General features: G+C 64.9%; 12 protein-coding genes and 1 pseudogene. 6 read left to right on the plus strand and 7 right to left on the minus strand.

Annotation, left to right across the window (positions count from 1 at the left end; translation table 11 throughout):
* Positions 1 to 258: 258 nt before the first annotated feature.
* Complete coding sequence (locus Q1M07_RS03870) at positions 259 to 1,668, minus strand: FAD-binding oxidoreductase (RefSeq protein WP_300450981.1); 1,410 nt, start codon at positions 1,666 to 1,668, stop codon at positions 259 to 261.
* 439 nt (positions 1,669 to 2,107) lie between these two features.
* On the opposite strand from Q1M07_RS03870, the gene glk reads away from it, so the two are divergent.
* Genes glk through glgX form a run of 4 tightly spaced genes read left to right on the plus strand, consistent with a single transcriptional unit; the run spans position 2,108 to position 9,781 of the window.
* On the plus strand, positions 2,108 to 3,073 hold the full coding sequence (gene glk / locus Q1M07_RS03875; protein WP_300450983.1) for a glucokinase: 966 nt from the start codon (positions 2,108 to 2,110) through the stop codon (positions 3,071 to 3,073).
* A gap of 17 nt (positions 3,074 to 3,090) precedes the next feature.
* Positions 3,091 to 5,544 (plus strand): glycogen/starch/alpha-glucan phosphorylase, encoded by a 2,454-nt coding sequence (locus Q1M07_RS03880; protein ID WP_300450986.1) that lies wholly within the window; start codon positions 3,091 to 3,093, stop codon positions 5,542 to 5,544.
* Positions 5,545 to 5,555: 11 nt separating this feature from the next.
* On the plus strand, positions 5,556 to 7,739 hold the full coding sequence (glgB, locus tag Q1M07_RS03885; protein ID WP_300450989.1) for a 1,4-alpha-glucan branching protein GlgB: 2,184 nt from the start codon (positions 5,556 to 5,558) through the stop codon (positions 7,737 to 7,739).
* Entirely contained in the window at positions 7,727 to 9,781 is a 2,055-nt protein-coding gene (gene glgX / locus Q1M07_RS03890; protein WP_300450992.1) for a glycogen debranching protein GlgX, read from the plus strand. The genes glgB and glgX overlap by 13 nt, the downstream gene beginning before the upstream one ends.
* Before the next feature lie 26 nt (positions 9,782 to 9,807).
* On the opposite strand, the gene Q1M07_RS03895 is transcribed toward glgX, so the two are convergent.
* A complete protein-coding gene (locus Q1M07_RS03895) occupies positions 9,808 to 10,782 on the minus strand; it encodes a Nudix family hydrolase (RefSeq protein ID WP_366983920.1) in 975 nt (324 codons plus the stop codon).
* Positions 10,783 to 10,792: 10 nt separating this feature from the next.
* A complete protein-coding gene (locus Q1M07_RS03900) occupies positions 10,793 to 11,755 on the minus strand; it encodes an ATP-binding protein (protein WP_300450995.1) in 963 nt (320 codons plus the stop codon).
* 49 nt (positions 11,756 to 11,804) lie between these two features.
* On the opposite strand from Q1M07_RS03900, the gene Q1M07_RS03905 reads away from it, so the two are divergent.
* Positions 11,805 to 13,037, plus strand: coding sequence for a murein transglycosylase A (locus Q1M07_RS03905; protein WP_300450997.1), 1,233 nt, complete (start codon positions 11,805 to 11,807; stop codon positions 13,035 to 13,037).
* Between the two features lie 176 nt (positions 13,038 to 13,213).
* A complete protein-coding gene (locus Q1M07_RS03910) occupies positions 13,214 to 14,416 on the plus strand; it encodes an ammonium transporter (RefSeq protein WP_300451000.1) in 1,203 nt (400 codons plus the stop codon).
* 36 nt (positions 14,417 to 14,452) lie between these two features.
* Here the strand turns inward: Q1M07_RS03910 and Q1M07_RS03915 are convergent, their stop codons facing one another.
* The 4 genes and pseudogenes from Q1M07_RS03915 to Q1M07_RS03930 all read right to left on the minus strand — a co-directional run.
* Positions 14,453 to 15,679, minus strand: a complete 1,227-nt coding sequence (locus tag Q1M07_RS03915; RefSeq protein ID WP_300451002.1) for a carboxylate--amine ligase — start codon at positions 15,677 to 15,679, stop codon at positions 14,453 to 14,455.
* A gap of 155 nt (positions 15,680 to 15,834) precedes the next feature.
* Positions 15,835 to 16,788: a polysaccharide deacetylase gene (locus tag Q1M07_RS03920; protein ID WP_300451005.1), complete on the minus strand. Its 954-nt coding sequence runs from the start codon at positions 16,786 to 16,788 to the stop codon at positions 15,835 to 15,837.
* Complete coding sequence (locus Q1M07_RS03925; RefSeq protein WP_300451008.1) at positions 16,785 to 17,390, minus strand: phosphotyrosine protein phosphatase; 606 nt, start codon at positions 17,388 to 17,390, stop codon at positions 16,785 to 16,787. Before Q1M07_RS03925 ends, Q1M07_RS03920 begins: the two co-directional genes overlap by 4 nt.
* A gap of 254 nt (positions 17,391 to 17,644) precedes the next feature.
* Positions 17,645 to 17,752, minus strand: a pseudogene (locus Q1M07_RS03930) (short-chain dehydrogenase); the annotation flags it as partial.

Below are 17,752 nucleotides of genomic sequence, written 5' to 3' on the forward strand. Positions count from 1 at the left end.
AGTCCGCCCGACTGCCCACCGCAATCGCCTGTGGCGCGACGTCGTCGACTGCGTCGCCCATCCTGGCCCTGCGTGGTCATCGCTTGGTGGGCGGTCTTTGCCGGGTCGTTCCAGCCGCCGGCGATGCGCTGTCAATACTCGACGGCTTCGAAGCGCTGCCGTCAGTGCTGTTGGTGCCGCCGCCTGGTCCTCTCCAGGCAGGGGAATCCCGCGCTGCCGGGCCAGGCAGCGTGGGCTCGCCCGCCAGATCGGCGCCGCTCAGAGGACCTTGCCCGGATTCATCAGACCCTTCGGGTCGAGCGTCCGCTTGATGGCGCGCATCATTTCGATTTCCAGCGGGCTCTTGTAGCGCAACAACTCGTCGCGCTTCAACTGGCCGATCCCATGTTCGGCGCTGATGCTGCCGCCCAGTTCGTGCGCCAACTGGTGTACGAGATGATTGACTTTCGCCTGGCTGGCCAGAAAGTCGGCATTTGCTCCGGCGCCCGCTTTCGACTGGTTGTAGTGCAGGTTGCCGTCGCCGATGTGACCGAAGGCGACGATGCGGATATCCGGAAACGCAGCGGCCAGCAAGCGGTCGGCGCGGTCGACGAACTCGGCGAGGCGCGAGATCGGCAGCGAAATGTCGTGTTTGATACTCGGCCCCTCGATCCGCTGGGCTTCGCCGATGCTCTCGCGCCAGGTCCACAGGCGCCGCGCCTGCTCCTCGCTGTGCGCCAGGATCGCGTCATCGATCGTGCCACACGCCAGCGCTTCGGCGAGCGACGCTGTCAGCGCTTCGCGCAGCGCGCTGTCGTCACCGCCCCCGGAAAGTTCGATCAACAAGTGCCAGGGGCTGGCCGAAACGGCAGGCGGCGTTCCTAGAATGTGCTTGCCAACCAGTTCCAGAGCGGTGACCGAGACCAGTTCGCAAGCCGTCAGCGCCGGGCCGAAACGGGCCTGCAACTCGCCGAGCAGGCGAACAGCCGCCGTCGGCGAAGCGACTGCCAGCCAGGCCGTGGCTTTTGCCCGCGGCAACGGAAAGAGCTTGACGACGGCGGCGGTGATGACGCCTAGCGTCCCCTCGGCACCGATAAACAAATGCTTCAGGTCGTAGCCGGTATTGTCCTTGCGCAGACCGCGCAAGCCATCCCAGATGTCGCCGCTTGGCAACACGACTTCCAGGCCGAGAGTCAATTCGCGGGCGTTGCCGTAGCGCAGGACCTGCACGCCGCCGGCGTTGGTCGACAGATTGCCGCCGATCTGGCAACTTCCCTCGGCGGCGAGCGACAGCGGGAAGAGGCGCCCGGCACGCGCGGCCGCCACCTGCAGCGTCGCCAGAACGCAACCGGCGTCGACGGTCATCGTGTTGTTGGCCGGGTCGATTGCCCGCACGCGGTTCATCCGCGACAGGTTCAGAACCACCGAGCGGCCATTGCCGTCCGGCGTTGCCGCACCGCAAAGGCTGGTGTTGCCGCCCTGCGGCACTATCGATGTCCCGGCGTTCGCGCAGGCGCGGACGACCGCCGCCACCGCCGCCGTGCTGGCTGGACGGACAACACAGCGGGCGGCGCCGTGATAGCGACCACGCCAGTCGGTCAGATAGGTAACGGTATCGTCGGGCGACGTCAGAACCTGGTCGACGCCGACGATCTCGGCCAACCGCTTGATCAAATTCGAATCTTTCACGAATCACCTCGAGGCCAGAACGTGATGAGCAATGCCGCAAGTAGCCCGCCCGCAGAAGCCGCCGGCAAGCGCGGCTGGTCGACAGTAGGGTGAAACGAACCGCTCGCGGTCGCAGCAGCGATTGTAGACGCTAGACGCCGAGCGTCGATTGTAGGCGTCGCCAGTCCGCGCTGGGCGACACTTTCCAGCGCGAATAGTGCAAGCCGTTGAAGGGTCTTTGACAATGCGGCATTTGGTGCGAAGATTCAGGCCATCGTGACTTCTTCCCTGCCGCCGTGTTCTCCATCGTGAAGCTGCCGCCGCCCGACCCACATGACGGCGGGGATCCATTGCCGCATGGGTCACCGAACCTGGCCGTTCATCACCTGCCGACTGCCGGCCGCGGATGCAGCAACCAGCGCTGCCGTCCAGTCGACGCTCCCCGCTCCGAAGGGCGACGATGAATCGTGGTGCGCGGCTGGTAGCCGATATCGGGGGTACGCATGCACGTTTCGCGCTGCTCGACGAGCACGGTTCGCCGGAACGTGTGCGGCTTCTCGCCGTGGCCGATCATGCCGGCCCCGAGGAGGCGATTGCGGCCTACCTGGGCGAGTTCGGCAACCCGGCCCTCCATGCCGCCGCCATCGCCCTGGCGGCACCGGTGCATGGCGAGGTAATTCGCCTGACCAATGCGCCATGGCGTTTCGCACGCGCCGAGATCCAGCGCCGCCTCGGCCTGGAGTGCCTGCTGTTGCTCAATGACTTCACGGCTCTGGCCCTCTCGCTACCGCATCTGACAGCTTCCGACCTGCACCAGGTGGGCGGTGGCGTCGCCGTGCCACTGGCACCGAAAGCCGTCCTTGGACCCGGCACCGGCCTCGGTGTCTCCGGGGTGCTGTTCGATCGCGGGCACTGGCTGGCGCTGACCGGCGAAGGTGGGCACTGCTCGCTAGCGCCGGGCAACCGGCGCGAGTCGGAGATTCTGGCCCTGGCCTGGCGCGAGTTCGAACATGTTTCGGCCGAGCGTCTGCTGTCCGGCAGCGGCCTGCCCTTGCTGCATCGCCTGGTCGGTGAAGTCGATGGTTGGCACGCCGCGCCGCTGTCTACGGCTGAGATCGTGGCGCGTGCCGTAGCCGGCGAAGATCTCCACTGCCGGGCAGTCGTCGACACCTTCTGCGCCATGCTCGGTTCGCTGGCAGGAAATCTTGCTCTGACGCTCGGCGCCCGAGGCGGCGTCTACATCGGTGGTGGTATCATTCCACGACTCGGCGGAGTGTTTGATCGGTCGGCTTTTCGCACCCGCTTCGAGGCCAAGGGGCGCTTTGCGGCGTACCTGACCACCATCCCGACCTATTTGATGCTCTGCCCGACGCCGGCCCTGCTTGGCGCTGCCCATGCCCTGGCCAACAGCGAAGGCGGCCTTTGAACCTGACTGGAGTACCTATGCCCGATTCCGCCCAACCGCAGCCCGAAAGCCAGGCGCTGCGCTCCCAGATCGAACGCAACCTGCTGTGCACCGTGGCTGCCGAGCCATCGAGAGCAAGCACAGCGGACTTCTACCAAGCGCTGTCTCTGGTGGCACGCGAGCAACTGGCCAAGCGTTGGGTCGATACGCAGAACGCCGACCGCGCGGAGAAGGCGCGACGAGTCTACTACCTGTCGATGGAATTCCTGATCGGCCGGGCAATGAACAACGCCTTGTCGGCACTACAGTTGAGGCAGCCGGCTGCGGCCGTGTTCAGCGCGCCGGGCCTGTCACTCGACGAGGTGATGGAATGCGAACCCGACGCCGCACTCGGCAACGGTGGCCTGGGCCGACTGGCGGCCTGCTTCCTCGATTCGATGGCGACCCTCGGGCTTCCCTCCTGGGGCTATGGCGTGCGCTACGAATACGGCATGTTCGCGCAGTCGATCCTCAACGGGCAGCAGGTCGAAAAACCGGAAGCCTGGCTGCAGGATCGCTCGCCGTGGGAATTTCCACGGGCCAACAAGCACTATACCGTGCGCTTCGGCGGGACCGCCGAACATCACGAAGAATGGGCCGAATGGCACGCCGCCGACTCGGTCGAGGCCAAGGCTTTCGACTACGTGATTCCCGGACACGGAACCGAGCGGGTCAGCACCTTGCGGCTGTGGAAAGCGGCGGCGCCGTCGGAAATCGACCTTGGCGCTTTCAACACCGGCGACTACCAACGCGCTGCCGAGTTCAAGAATCATTTCGAGAACATTTCCTGGGTTCTCTATCCGAATGACAGTACGCCAGCCGGGCGCGAGCTTCGTCTGCGCCAGGAGTACTTTTTCGTCAGCGCGTCGATGCAGGACATTCTGGTACGCCACCTGGCGGAGAACGGCAGCTTCGACAATCTCGCCGACAAGGTTGCGATCCACCTCAACGACACCCATCCGGCGATCGGCGTCGCGGAGTTGATGCGCCTGCTGATCGACGAACACGACATGAGCTGGAACGATGCCTGGCATCAATGCCGACGGATTTTCTCCTACACCAACCACACGCTGATGCCGGAAGCCCTGGAGACCTGGAAGGTGAGCTTGATCCAGCGCGTCCTGCCGCGCCACCTGTTGATCATCTATCGCATCAACCAGGAGTTTCTCGACGAGGTACTGCGCCTCTATCCCGGAGACATGGACCTGATACGTCGTGTGTCGCTGATCGACGACGGCGGCGGCCACGAGCGCGACAAGCGGGTGCGCATGGCGCACCTGTGCATCGTCGGCAGCCACCGGGTGAATGGCGTTTCGCAACTGCATTCCGACCTGATGGTACAGACGATTTTCGCCGACTTCGCGCGCCTGTACCCCGAACGCTTCCATAACAAGACCAACGGCGTCACGCCGCGGCGCTGGCTGGCGCAGGCCAACCCCGCGCTGTCGGCCCTGCTCGACGAACGCCTAGCCGGGCAGGACTGGCGCCTGCAGCTCGATTGTCTGCAGAACCTGCGGGCGAGCGCCGACGATCCCGCTTTCCGCGACGCTTTCGCGGCGGCCAAGCGACACAACAAGGTGCGCCTGGCCAACTACGTGGCGCGCGAACTGGGTATCGTCCTCGACCCCGAGAGCCTGTTCGACGTGCAGGTCAAACGGATCCATGAATACAAGCGGCAATTGCTCAACGTGCTGCACGTCATTACGCGTTACAACGCCTTGCTCGACGGGTCGGCGAGCGATCTGGCACCGCGCAGCGTGATTTTCGCCGGCAAGGCGGCGTCGTCGTACCACATGGCCAAGCAGGTCATCCGACTGATCCACGACGTCGCGGCGGTGGTGAACAACGATCCACGAACACGCGAACTGCTGCAAGTCGTCTTCATTCCCAACTACGGCGTCTCGGTCGCCGAGCTGATCATGCCGGCGGCCAACCTCTCGGAGCAGATCTCGACCGCCGGTACGGAAGCGTCCGGAACCGGCAACATGAAGCTGTCGCTCAACGGCGCGTTGACCATAGGCACCGAGGACGGCGCCAACATAGAGATTCGCGACAACGTCGGGGCCGACAACATCTTCATCTTCGGCAACAACACCGCGCAGGTCAACGCCATACGACAGGCTGGTCACCGGCCGATGGACATCTACCGTGACGATCCGGCGCTCAAGGAAGCACTCGACCGCATCGACAGCGGTTTCTTTTCGCCCGGCGAAAGGCCGCGCTACCACGACATCTTCAACAGCCTGCTGCACTACGGCGACCACTATCTGCTGCTCGCCGACTACGCCGACTACGTAGCCACCCAGAAGCGCGTCGACGCCCTCTATCTGAACGCCGACGAGTGGCAACGCAAAGCCATTCTCAACGTCGCCGGAATGGGTCCCTTTTCGGCCGACCGAACGATCAGTGACTACGCCAACGACACCTGGAACATCCGAACACTCATTAAGTAAGGACGTCTCAAATGCTTGACACCGCAGAAATCATCGCCCTTTGCCGGGCAGAACACGGCGACCCCTACGCCGTCCTTGGAATGCACGTCGATGCCGACGGTTTTCTGTGGGTTCGCAGCCTGCAACCCGGAGCGCGCTCGGTCGGCGTGGTCGACGCCAAGACCGGGCGACAGCTTGCCACGCTCGAAAAGCGCGAGGTCGAGGGAGTGGAAGGCTACTTCGAAGGGCTGATTCCGCGCCGCCGCATCGGCTTTCCCTACCGCCTGCGCATTGAATGGGACAGTGGCGTGCAGGAAGTCGACGATCCATACCGCTTTGCCACGGTACTGGGCGACATCGACGTCTGGTTGCTGGCCGAAGGCTCGCACCTGAGGCCCTTCGAGCGCCTCGGCGCACATCTGTGCGAAATCGACGGAGTAGCTGGTACAACCTTCGCCGTGTGGGCTCCCGACGCGCAACGCGTCAGCGTGGTCGGCGACTTCAATTCCTGGGATGGCCGGCGCCACCCGATGCGCTTGCGCCGCGAATGCGGCGTCTGGGAGATTTTCCTGCCTGGAGTGAGTGCCGGCGCGCACTACAAGTACGAAATCCGTTCGCACGGCGGCTACCTGCTGCCGCTCAAGTCCGATCCCTACGGCTTTCAGGCTGAACTGCGGCCGTCCACCGCTTCTATCGTCTGCCAGCTACCGCCGCCGGTCGATCCGGTATCGATCCCGGCCGGTGATTTGCTCGGCGCGCCGATGTCCATCTACGAGGTCCACCTGGCGTCGTGGCGACGGGCCGACGATGGCGGCTTCCCCGATTGGCAGCGGATCAGCGAGACCCTGATCCCCTACGCCGTCGACCTGGGCTTCACGCATCTCGAGTTATTGCCGATTTCCGAGCACCCCTTCGATGGTTCGTGGGGTTATCAGCCGCTGGGGCTCTACTCGCCCACGGCCCGTCATGGTAGCCCGACCGGTTTTCGCGATTTTGTCGGCGCCTGTCACGCTGCCGGACTGCGCGTCATCATCGACTGGGTGCCGGCGCACTTCCCTACCGACGAGCACGGTCTCGGTCGCTTCGACGGCACGGCGTTGTACGAGCATGCCGATCCGCGCGAGGGAATGCATCAGGACTGGGGGACACTGATTTACAACTTCGGTCGCCGCGAGGTGAGCAACTATCTGATCGGCAATGCGCTGTTCTGGATCGAGCGCTACGGCGTCGACGGTCTGCGTGTCGACGCCGTCGCCTCGATGCTCTACCGCGACTACAGCCGGGAGGAAGGACAATGGCTGCCGAACGTGCATGGCGGCCGCGAGAATCTTGAGGCGGTCGCCTTCCTGCGCCGAATGAACGAAGTTCTTGGCCAGGAACAACCGGCAGCCGATACCCACGCCGAGGAATCGACCGCCTGGCCGATGGTCAGCCGCCCGCCGTCGATGGGCGGCCTGGGTTTTCACTACAAGTGGAACATGGGCTGGATGCACGACGTCCTCGACTATATGACCAAGGATCCCGTGCATCGCAAGTATCACCACAACCAGCTCAGCTTCGGGATGATGTACGCCTTCACGGAGAACTTCGTCCTGCCGTTGTCGCACGACGAGGTCGTGCACGGCAAGGGCTCGCTGCTCAGCAAGATGGCCGGCGACTACTGGCAGAAGTTCGCCAACCTGCGCTCGCTGTACGCCTTCATGTGGGCGCACCCGGGCAAGAAACTGCTGTTCATGGGCGGCGAAATCGGCCAGTGGAACGAGTGGAACCATGACATTTCGCTCGACTGGGGTCTGCTCGACTTTCCGCTGCACTCCGGCATCCGCGACCTGATTCGCGATCTCAACGGTCTCTACCGCAGCCAACCAGCATTGCACGAGGTCGATTTCGAACCTGCCGGCTTCGAGTGGATGGCGGCCGACGATGCCGACTGCTCGGTCGTTGCTTTCGTCCGCTGGTCGCGTGATCGCTCACGTGCCATCCTCTACGTCGGCAACTTCACGCCGGTCGTCCGCCAGGGCTACCGAATCGGCGTACCGATGCCTGGCGCCTACATCGAGCGCCTGAACACCGATTCGCAGTACTACGGCGGCAGCAACGTCGGTAACGGATTCGATCCGGTATACGCGGAGCAGGTTGCGGCGCACGGTCGCGAATGGTCGGTCAACCTGACGCTGCCGCCGCTCGCCGGACTGTACCTCGAATGGGTGGCGTGAGCGGCGGCGGGCGCCTGGAAAGCGGCCGGCCCTGGCCGCTCGGGGCCCACTGGGACGGCCGTGGAGTCAACTTCGCGCTTTTTTCGGCGCACGCCGAAGCCGTGGAATTGTGTCTCTTCGACGACGGGCAGATGCGTACCCTGGCGCTGCCCGAATGCAGCGATCAGGTCTGGCACGGCTACCTGGCCGGTGCCGCTCCGGGGCTGTGCTACGGTTACCGGGTGCACGGCCCTGGCGATCGCCGGGGTCGTGGCCATGGGCACGGCCACGGGCATGGCCATCACGGCCACAGCCATGGGCACCGTTTCGATGCGCGGCGGCTGCTGCTCGATCCCTATGCGCGCGAAGTCGTCGGCCGATTTTCGTGGCCGGCGCCGGACAATCCGACACATTGCCTGAAAGCCTGCGTCGTCGACGAAGAGTTCGACTGGGGAAACGACGCCGCCCCGGCCATCGCCTGGGCCGACACCATACTCTACGAGGTTCATGTCAAGGGTGTGAGCCGTCTGCACGCTGGGGTGCCGCAAGCGCTGCGTGGGACTTACGCGGGCCTCGCGGCGCCGGCAATGATCGACCATTACCGACGACTCGGAGTGACGGCGCTCAACCTGTTGCCGGTGCACTACTTCCTCGACGAACAGCGGCTGGCCAACGAAGGGCGCGTAAACTATTGGGGCTACAACTCGCTCGCCTTTTTCGCCCCCGAGCCACGCTATGCCGCTCGCGTCGGCGGACAATCGGTGATCGCCGAGTTCAAGACGATGGTTCGCTCGCTGCACGCCGCCGGCCTGGAAGTGATTCTCGACGTCGTCTTCAACCACACGGCCGAAAGCGACGAGACCGGTCCGACGCTCTCCTTTCGCGGCATCGACAACTTGAGCTACTACCGCCTGCCAGCGGGCCACCTGGCGCGCTACGAGAACTTCACCGGCTGCGGCAACACGGTCAACCTTGCCCACCCGCGCGTCCTGCAACTGGTCATGGACGCCTTGCGCTACTGGGTCAGCGTGATGCACGTCGACGGCTTCCGCTTCGATCTCGCCGCCACCCTGACGCGCGACAGCGCGTTTCTTGCCGCGCTGCGTCAGGATCCTTTGCTGCAACGTGTGAAGCTGATTGCCGAACCATGGGATATCGGACCTGACGGTTATCGGCTCGGGCGCTTCCTGCCCGGCTGGAGCGAGTGGAACGACCGCTTTCGCGACGATGTCCGCTCGTTCTGGCTGACCCATCACGCCGGCGTCGCCGAACTGGCGCAACGCCTCGCCGGGTCGAGCGAAGTCTTCCGCGCGGCTGGGCGTGCGCCGCAGGCGAGCATCAACTTCGTCACCGCGCACGACGGATTCACCCTGCGCGATCTGGTCAGCTACCAGAAAAAGCACAACGAGTTGAACGGCGAAGGCAATCGCGACGGGCACGGCCACAACCATTCTTCGAACTGCGGGGCGGAAGGCGAAAGCAGCGATCCGGCCGTTCTCGAACGGCGTCGTCGGCTGCAGCGCGCCCTGTTGACGACCTTGCTGATGGCGCAGGGCGTACCGATGCTGCAGAGCGGCGACGAAATCGGTCGTACCCAAGCCGGCAACAACAATGCCTACTGCCAGGATAATGAACTGACCTGGCTCGACTGGCCAAAGGCCGACACGGATTTGATGGAGTTCGTCGCCGGGCTGCTCGGTCTGCGCCGACGCTTCCGGCAATTGCGACAGCGCCGCTGGCTGACCGGTGAGGCGATTGCCGGCGGGCCGCCCGACGTCGTGTGGTGGCATCCGGCTGGGCGAACGATGGGAGTTGCCGACTGGCAATCGAAGAAGTTGAATGCACTCGGGGTATTGCTCGCGCCGCCGCCTGCCGAGGTGGACGCTGGCGCGACGCTGCTTTGCTTGTTCAATCGCGACGAAATCCCGGTGTCTTTTCTTCTGCCGCACGGCGCCTGGCTACAGATCTGCGACAGCAGCGCTCAGGCGCCCTTCGCCGTTTGCCAGCGCGAGCGCACCAGCACGGTTCCGGCGCGCAGCGTCCAGTTGCTCAGCCTCGCGTAGGCGCGCCCGCTGGCGTTTGGTGGGCTTCAGCACCAGCCGCGCAGCAAGCCGATTCCATGCCCGCCGTGGCGGCGCGCCGTGTCGAGCATGTCGGTCCGCAGGCCGCCGAGCGCGTAGACCGGCAGCGGCGAAGTCTGGCTGAGACGCGAAAACGCCGCCCAACCCATGCCGCTTGCCTCGGGATGGCTGGGCGTCGGCAAGACCGGGCCGAGGACGACGAAGTCCAGGCCGAGTGCCGCAGCCCGGGCCAGGTCGGCCGCGTTGTGACACGAGGCGGCGGCGAGCGCGAAGTCCGGCCGTCGGTCGACCTCCCATAGCCGCGTCGACGACAGATGCACGCCGTCGGCAGCGACGGCACGAGCCAGTCCGGCATCGTCGTTGATCAGGACACGGGCCCCGGCATAAGGGCGCGCCAGCGCCACGACCTCGGCCGCCAAGCGTTCGCGTTGCGCCGCCGGCAGGGTCTTGTCGCGCACCTGGAGCAGGCGCAACCCGTTGGCCAGCGCTTGCCCGCAGCGCGCCAGTTCGGCCGCTGTGCCATGCGCCTCCGCGTGGCTCAGTGCGTATAGCGCCGGTAAGGCCAGGGCACGCAGGATCGGGCCATTGGCGGGCAAAATCGGTGCCACGCTCGCCGCCTCGCCGACCTTCACCCAGGCGAAGGCGCTATGCTCGAGCGGCGCGATCTCGCCGTGCCACGCGGTGACACGGAAAAAGTTGAGGCGAACCGTCGCGTGTGGATAGCTGAACTCGCGGCAAAGCCATGGCCACGCCTGGTCGACGGTCACCCCGAGTTCTTCCCGCAGTTCGCGGCCAAGCGCCTGGTACGCCGTCTCGCCGGGTTCGGCCTTGCCGCCGGGGAACTCCCAGTAGCCGGCGTAGACCTTGCCGACCGGGCGCTGGGCGAGCAGAAATTCCGGCCCTGCCGGGCCGTCGCGCAGCAGCACCGCCGCCGCCACTTCGGTGAGCGGCATCGCCGCCACGGCACTCACGCTGTCATCCACCCGGGGCGCTTCACGACCCGCGCGCGGCGCGCTTGGCGGTCGCCGGCGCGCCACCGCGCGGGCCCTGGCTACGCGTCCGCCGCGCTCGCGGTGACGGCGAATCCTGCTGTCGCCCGGCCCAGTCCCGAGCGAACTGCCAGGCCACCCGACCGCTGCGCGATCCGCGTTCAAGCGCCCAGTTGAGCGCTTCGCGCTCGGCGGCGGCGATCTCCTCCGGGCGGCATCCAAAGGACTTCAGCCAATGGGCGACGATGTCGAGATAGGCGTCCTGGTCGAAGGGGTAGAAGGAAATCCACAGCCCGAAGCGCTCCGACAGGGAAATCTTCTCCTCGATCGCCTCGCCCGGATGAATCTCTTCGCCGACACGTCGGCTCTCGAGATTTTCGGCGAAAAACTCCGGCATCAGATGGCGGCGGTTCGACGTGGCGTAGATCAGCACATTCTCGGGTGCCGCCGCGATCGATCCGTCGAGCACCACCTTCAGCGCCTTGTAGCGCGCATCGCCAGCATCGAACGAGAGATCGTCGCAAAAAATGATGAAGCGCTCCGGTCGGCCGTCGATCAAGTCCACGATATCGGGCAGATCGGTCAGGTCACCTTTCTCGACCTCGATGACGCGCAAGCCCCGCGTTGCGTATTCGTTGAGCAGGGCCTTGATGAGCGACGATTTTCCCGACCCCCGTGCACCGGTCAGCAACACGTTGTTGGCCGGCTGACCGGCGACGAAACGGCGAGTGTTGTTGTCGAGACGTCTTTTCTGATCGTCGATGTCGCGCAGATCGGCGAGGCGGATGGCGGGCAGTTTTGGAATCGGCTGCAGGTAACCGACGCCGTGCCGCGTCCGCCAGCGAAAAGCGTGGGCCAGACGCCAATCCGGCAGCGCCGAGGCGGGCGGCAACAGCGGCTCGAGGCGATCAAGAAACTGTTCGGCGCGAGTGAGAATGTCGGCAAGTTGCCGAAAGATGTCGCTCATCGGACAGTATACTTCGCGGGTTGACGAACCCGACACTGTAACCAAAACGATGTCCAAAAGCCAATCAGGGCGCTTTCTCGCCACCATCCTTTGTGCGGCGCTACTTACCGCGTGCGGTAGCGCTGACAAGCCGCGCGATGCGCCCGCGCCCACCGCTGCCTGCCCGGCTTGTCCGGCCTGCGCCAGCTGCGCTGCGGCTGGCGCACCGCCACCGGCCGCCAAAGCCTGGCAGGCGGCCCGTTGGAGCGAGCTTCCCGGCTGGCGTGACGACGATCTCACCGCCGCTTGGCCAGCTTTCCTGCAATCGTGCCGGGCGCTCGCCAGCCGACCGCAATGGCCACACTGGAAAGCGGTTTGCGAGGCGGCCAAGGGTCTGGCGACCCCTTCCAGCGCAACCATTCGGCGCCATTTCGAGACGCATCTTCAAACCTGGCAACTGACCAATCCCGAGGGGACGACGAGTGGCCTGGTGACTGGCTACTACGAACCTCTGCTGCGCGGCTCGCGAACGCGCGGCAAGCCGTATCTGCAGCCGGTGCTCGGCGTTCCATCCGACCTGCTGACTATCGATCTGGGCAGTGCGCTGCCGGAGCTCAAGAACATGCGCCTGCGTGGCCGCCTCGAAGGCCACAAGGTCGTTCCCTATTTCACGCGTGCGGAGATCGCCAGCCGCGAGAAAGACTACACCGATCGCACGCTGCTCTGGGTCGACGACGCGGTCGAACTGTTCTTCCTGCAGGTGCAGGGCTCCGGACGAGTCAAGCTCGCCGACGGCAGCACGACGCGACTAGCCTACGCCGATCAGAACGGTCACCCCTACCAGTCGATCGGCCGCCTGCTCGTCGAGCGCGGCGAACTGAGCCTCGAGCAGGCGTCGATGCAAGGCATCAAGCAATGGGTACGGACCCATCCAAACCGTGCCAGCGAATTGCTGAACGCCAACCCGAGCTACGTTTTCTTCCGCGAACAGCCGATGAAAGGTAACGAGAACGACGGCCCAACCGGCGCGCTGGGAGTTCCGCTGACTCCCGAACGCAGTATCGCTGTCGATCCCCGTCACGTCCCGCTTGGCGCCCCGGTCTTCCTGTCAACGAGCCATCCGGATTCCGCAACACCCCTGCGTCGCCTGGTACTGGCGCAGGACACCGGCGGCGCCATCCGAGGCGTCGTGCGCGCCGACTTGTTCTGGGGCTTCGGCGCACAAGCCGGCGCGCAGGCTGGACGCATGAAGCAGCAGGGGCAAATGTGGCTTCTGCTGCCACCGGGTATCGCACCAAAATAGCCGGAATTTTCGGCAAGGCGGTGCATGACGCTCCATCGTGGTGCCCGGCGAACCAGAAACGCCCCGCGCTGGTGCGCCAAGCAACCGACAAGCGAACGGAAGTCCTGAAATGCCGGAATCGTTTTATCTGGCCCAAAGATTGCTTGATGGCTCCGACCCGAATTTCAGGAGGAACCATGGAAGCACTCAAGTCAGGTAGCGACGTTCTCTTCATTTTGCTCGGCGGCATCATGGTTCTGGCGATGCACTCCGGCTTTGCCTTTCTCGAACTCGGCACGGTCCGCAAGAAGAGCCAGGTCAACGCGCTGGTGAAGATTCTGACCGACTTTTCGGTATCGACCATCGCCTACTTCTTTGTCGGCTATGGCATCGCTTACGGCGTCAATTTTTTCGCCGGCGCCGAAACGCTGGTTCAGAAGAACGGCTTCGAACTGACCAAGTTCTTTTTCCTGCTGACCTTTGCCGCGGCGATCCCGGCCATCGTTTCCGGTGGCATCGCCGAGCGTGCCAGGTTCTACCCGCAACTCGCGGCGACCTTTCTGATCGTCGGATTCATCTATCCGTTCTTCGAGGGAATCGCGTGGAATCAGGCCTTTGGCGTCCAGGCCTGGCTCAAGACCAGTTACGGCGAGGAGTTCCACGATTTCGCCGGATCGGTCGTCGTCCATGCGATGGGCGGCTGGATCGCGCTGCCCGCCGTCGTTCTGCTCGGCGCCCGGCATGGACGCTATACGAAGGAAGGAAGGATCTCGGCCCATCCACCGTCGTCCATTCCCTTTCTGGCTCTCGGCGCCTGGATCCTGACCGTAGGCTGGTTCGGCTTCAACGTCATGAGCGCTCAGACGATCGACAAGATCTCAGGCCTGGTGGCCATGAACTCGCTGATGGCGATGGTCGGCGGCACGCTGGTCGCCATGGTCGCCGGCCGCAACGACCCTGGCTTCGTGCACAACGGCCCGCTCGCCGGTCTCGTCGCTGTCTGTGCCGGCTCCGACGTCATGCACCCAGTTGGTGCGCTGGTCGTCGGAGGTCTGGCCGGCGGCTTGTTCGTCCTGATGTTTACCTTGACGCAAAACCGGTGGAAGATCGATGACGTCCTCGGCGTCTGGCCGCTGCACGGTCTTTGCGGTGCCTGGGGCGGCGTTGCAGCCGGCATCTTTGGCAGCAAGGCGCTCGGCGGTGTGGGCGGCGTCGCCCTCATGCCGCAGTTGCTGATGACCGGAATGGCGATTGCCGTCGCTCTCGTCGGCAGTATGATCGTCTATGGCGTACTGAAAGCCCTTGTCGGCCTACGCCTCGACCAGGAGCAGGAATACAACGGCGCCGATCTGTCTATTCACAAGATCACGGCGACGCCAGAACGGGAGACCAACTGGTAGCGGAGCACTGGCGAACGGATCCCGGATGTCGGCGGATCAAGACCGGAGCTTGCCGAGCAGATTACGCAGATCGGTGAAGAAAGGCCGCGGGTCGTCCCACGACCAGACGTAGTACCGCACCTTGGGACGAAGGAAATCCAGGAAGAAACGTCCCAGCTCCCGCCAGGGTTCGGCCGGAAAAGCCGGATCGGCGATCCGTCCAGGTTGCAGAACGATGCGCACCAGGCGCTTCAGCTCAGTGGCGACCATCCGGCAACGCAGATCCGAACGCGGTGGCGCGAGTTCATCGAGCGGCAGCCCGGCCGCCTGGCGGTAGCTCAGCAGGGCGAAGCCGGCGCCCGAGTGGTAGGCAAGCGGGAAGCTGCCCCAGAAACGGCCGTTGATCTCCATCAGCCGGGCCTCGCCGCGCGCCGGATCGTAACGGTATTCGACCATCGCCACGCCTTCCCAAGCGATGGCCTGCAACAGTGCGATCGACCGTTCCTGCAGTTCGACATGCTCGTCCAGCGAGACGCCGTCGCATACGCTGGAAAATCCCCCCTCCGGCGGCCATTCGGCGATGCGCCGATGCTGAAAGCGTCGCAGCGCCCTACCCTCGTGCATCAGGAAGAACTGGCCCAGGCCGTAACCGGGACAGTACTCCTGGATCAGGGGCCACTGCCTGATGGCCGAATAGCGCTCGAGGGCCGTCTGCAGTTCGGCCGGGCGGTGGACGTATTCGGCCTTGAGCAGAGGCAAGCCGCTTTCCTCCAGGCGCGGCGCCACGGCATTCGGATCGCTCCACTTGAGGACGGCAGGCAAGCGGCAGTGCGCCAGCAGATCGTCCAACCGCCAGCCCTCGTGTGGCTGGATCGACACCGGCGTGCGGATCCCGACGGCCCGTGCGGCGGCCAGTGTTGCTTGCTTGTCGAGCACGGTACGCAGCGCAGCCGGATCGGGGAGAACCGGCGAGACCTGCCCAAAGGAATCCCGGCGCCCGCTCAGCCAGCCCAGATTGGTTTCCGAAATGGCCAACAGGGGGCACGGCCCGTAGCGCTCGCCGAGCGCGCGAATCGCCCGGACCAGCGCTTCGCCGCGTGGCTCGCTCACCACCAGCCCTTCCGCCAGGTAACGCGAGCGCAAACCGATCGCCGTCGCCTCGTGGGTCACGCCGATTACCCGCACGCCGGCGCGACCGAGTTCGCGCACGACGCACAGCCCGATCTGGGTCTCGAGCCCAAGCACGATGCATGGCGGTCGGCTATCGTCTGGCAGCGCCTTCATCCGTTTCGCCACTCCCGCCAGCAGGTGCAAACAGCGCGCGCCGGGAGCGCAACCCTGATCAAGCGCAAGCGAGCGCCTACCGCCGTCCGACGCGTGACGTCCATCGATCCCGCCGCAGCCCCGCCGCCCGACACCGGAAGTATCATTTCGCGCGTTCAGAAACGCCGGAACAACTGCTCGACGTGACGTCCTAGCGTCGCGCGGCGTCCCGCCCGCGGGCGACCGGCGGCAGCCGAGCGGTCGCTGAGCTGGCACTCCGAGTAGCGTGCCGTAGGCAGGCGTGAACGGTTCTCGCCAAGATAACGGCAGAGTCTCGCAAAACGGCGGACGACGATGGGATCGGGCCGCGAACTGTTCGCCTTGAGCAGCTCGAAGTTGTGCGAGACGACGATCAACTCCTGGTGTCCGGCGGCGGCAGCGTTTTCGATCACTTCCCGCATCTCCCGAAAGCCGCAGCCGCCTACCTGCAGGAAACGGGTCTTGCCGAAACCATCCGCGAACAGCGAAACCGGAAACGATCTGACGCCTTCCAGCTCCGACGGCACGAAGCGCCAGGGTCCGTCGCGCAGATCGCCGCCGCTGATGTCGTAACAGGCATTGAGACTGCTGTCGAAGAGAATCCCGTTATTCCGCAGGGCCCGGAAAGTATTGCGGTCGCAGCCGTAGTTGCCGGCGCGAAAGGCATCGACCGTGCCGGCACCGGAGTCCAGGAGCAGGCGTTTGCCATGTCCGATGAGAGCCGTCTGTTCATCGAGCGTGTAGTAACAAAGGTGCTGCCGCTTGACACGATGATCGGGAATGATCGGCGGCGAAACCTCGTCGGCCCACTCGGGATGCAGGTGCAACTGAACGTCCTGCCCGGCATCGCGGATCAAGCCGACGATCTCCGCCAGATGTTGCCGCCCGAAGCGTGCCGCGAAGAGCGGCTCGACGAAGAACACCCCGGTCAAGCCGTTGTCGTTGAGAATCTCGAGGGTCTTCGGCAGGGCATACTCGCCCTTCGCCGAGCGGCCGTACACGTAGCGCTCGAAGGCCGATGGGAAAGCCTCGTCCAGATGGTCCCAGCCGCGACACCAGACCTCGACGTCGAAGGTCAGCAGCACGTTCATGGCAGCACACAAGGGCTGCCGGCGGCACGCAAGTCGCCGACCAGATTGATCACGGCCGAATGGATCAGGGCGAAACAGGTCATGAAGTACTCGTCCGTAGTCAATGCCGGATCGTGCAGGTGCAGCCGGCGCGGACTGGCCCACGCGCCCAGCAGGGCGATGGCCTCCGGCGGGATGCCGTTGGCCATCAGCCGATGAACGTGGCGGATTTCCATGGCCAGCAGGAGGTCGCCCGCCTGGTAGCCGAAATCGGTGAAATCGGTCGCCTGGTGCGCCGACAAGTCGATACCGAAACGCTGGGCCGTGGTGATCGCGGTCGGGAATGCCGGCGCTCCGGTGGTGGTCGCCAGGCCCAGCGAGCAGACCCGCACGCCGCGGCTACGGGTGACCGCCTCGGCAAACGCGCTGCGGTTGATGTTGCCCAGACAGACGAACACCAAGCGGTGGACGCGCCCCGGCGGAAGGGTGACGAAGCGCTCCACGCGACCACTCACCCATTCGAGTTGAGCCAAAGAGCTACGCACCCAGCCACGAAACGTTCCGTAGTTGGTGCTCGTCAAGTGCCGTAGTGTCTGCCGGGAACGCTGAAGTGTGGTGAGCATGGTTTGACGAATCGACAGCTATCGAACGCCGCCCCCGAAGCGCGCTTCGAGCACCGGAGCAGGCAACTTGGGTGATTGAGCTGGGCAGCGGCCGACCCGGCACGAGCCTGAAGGATACCCGACAATCAACTCACGCAACAATAGCCGCTGCACGCCACCAGCGCTCGCGGCGGGCGCTCAGCAAGCGAATCGGGTCGACTAGCCAACCGCGACTGGCGAGCAGCCCCATCCATCCGCTAGCCGACCAGGCGCCGCTAGCCACTCGCCCGCGGCTTGCGCGGCGCGCGAGCAAAAACGCGGTCGTAGAGCGCGTTCGGTAGCAGGCGCAACAGTTTGCCGAGCGGCGCCATTTGCCAGGGAAC

Origin of the sequence: Accumulibacter sp. (assembly GCF_029255285.1) — a bacterium.
Lineage (GTDB): Bacteria > Pseudomonadota > Gammaproteobacteria > Burkholderiales > Rhodocyclaceae > Accumulibacter.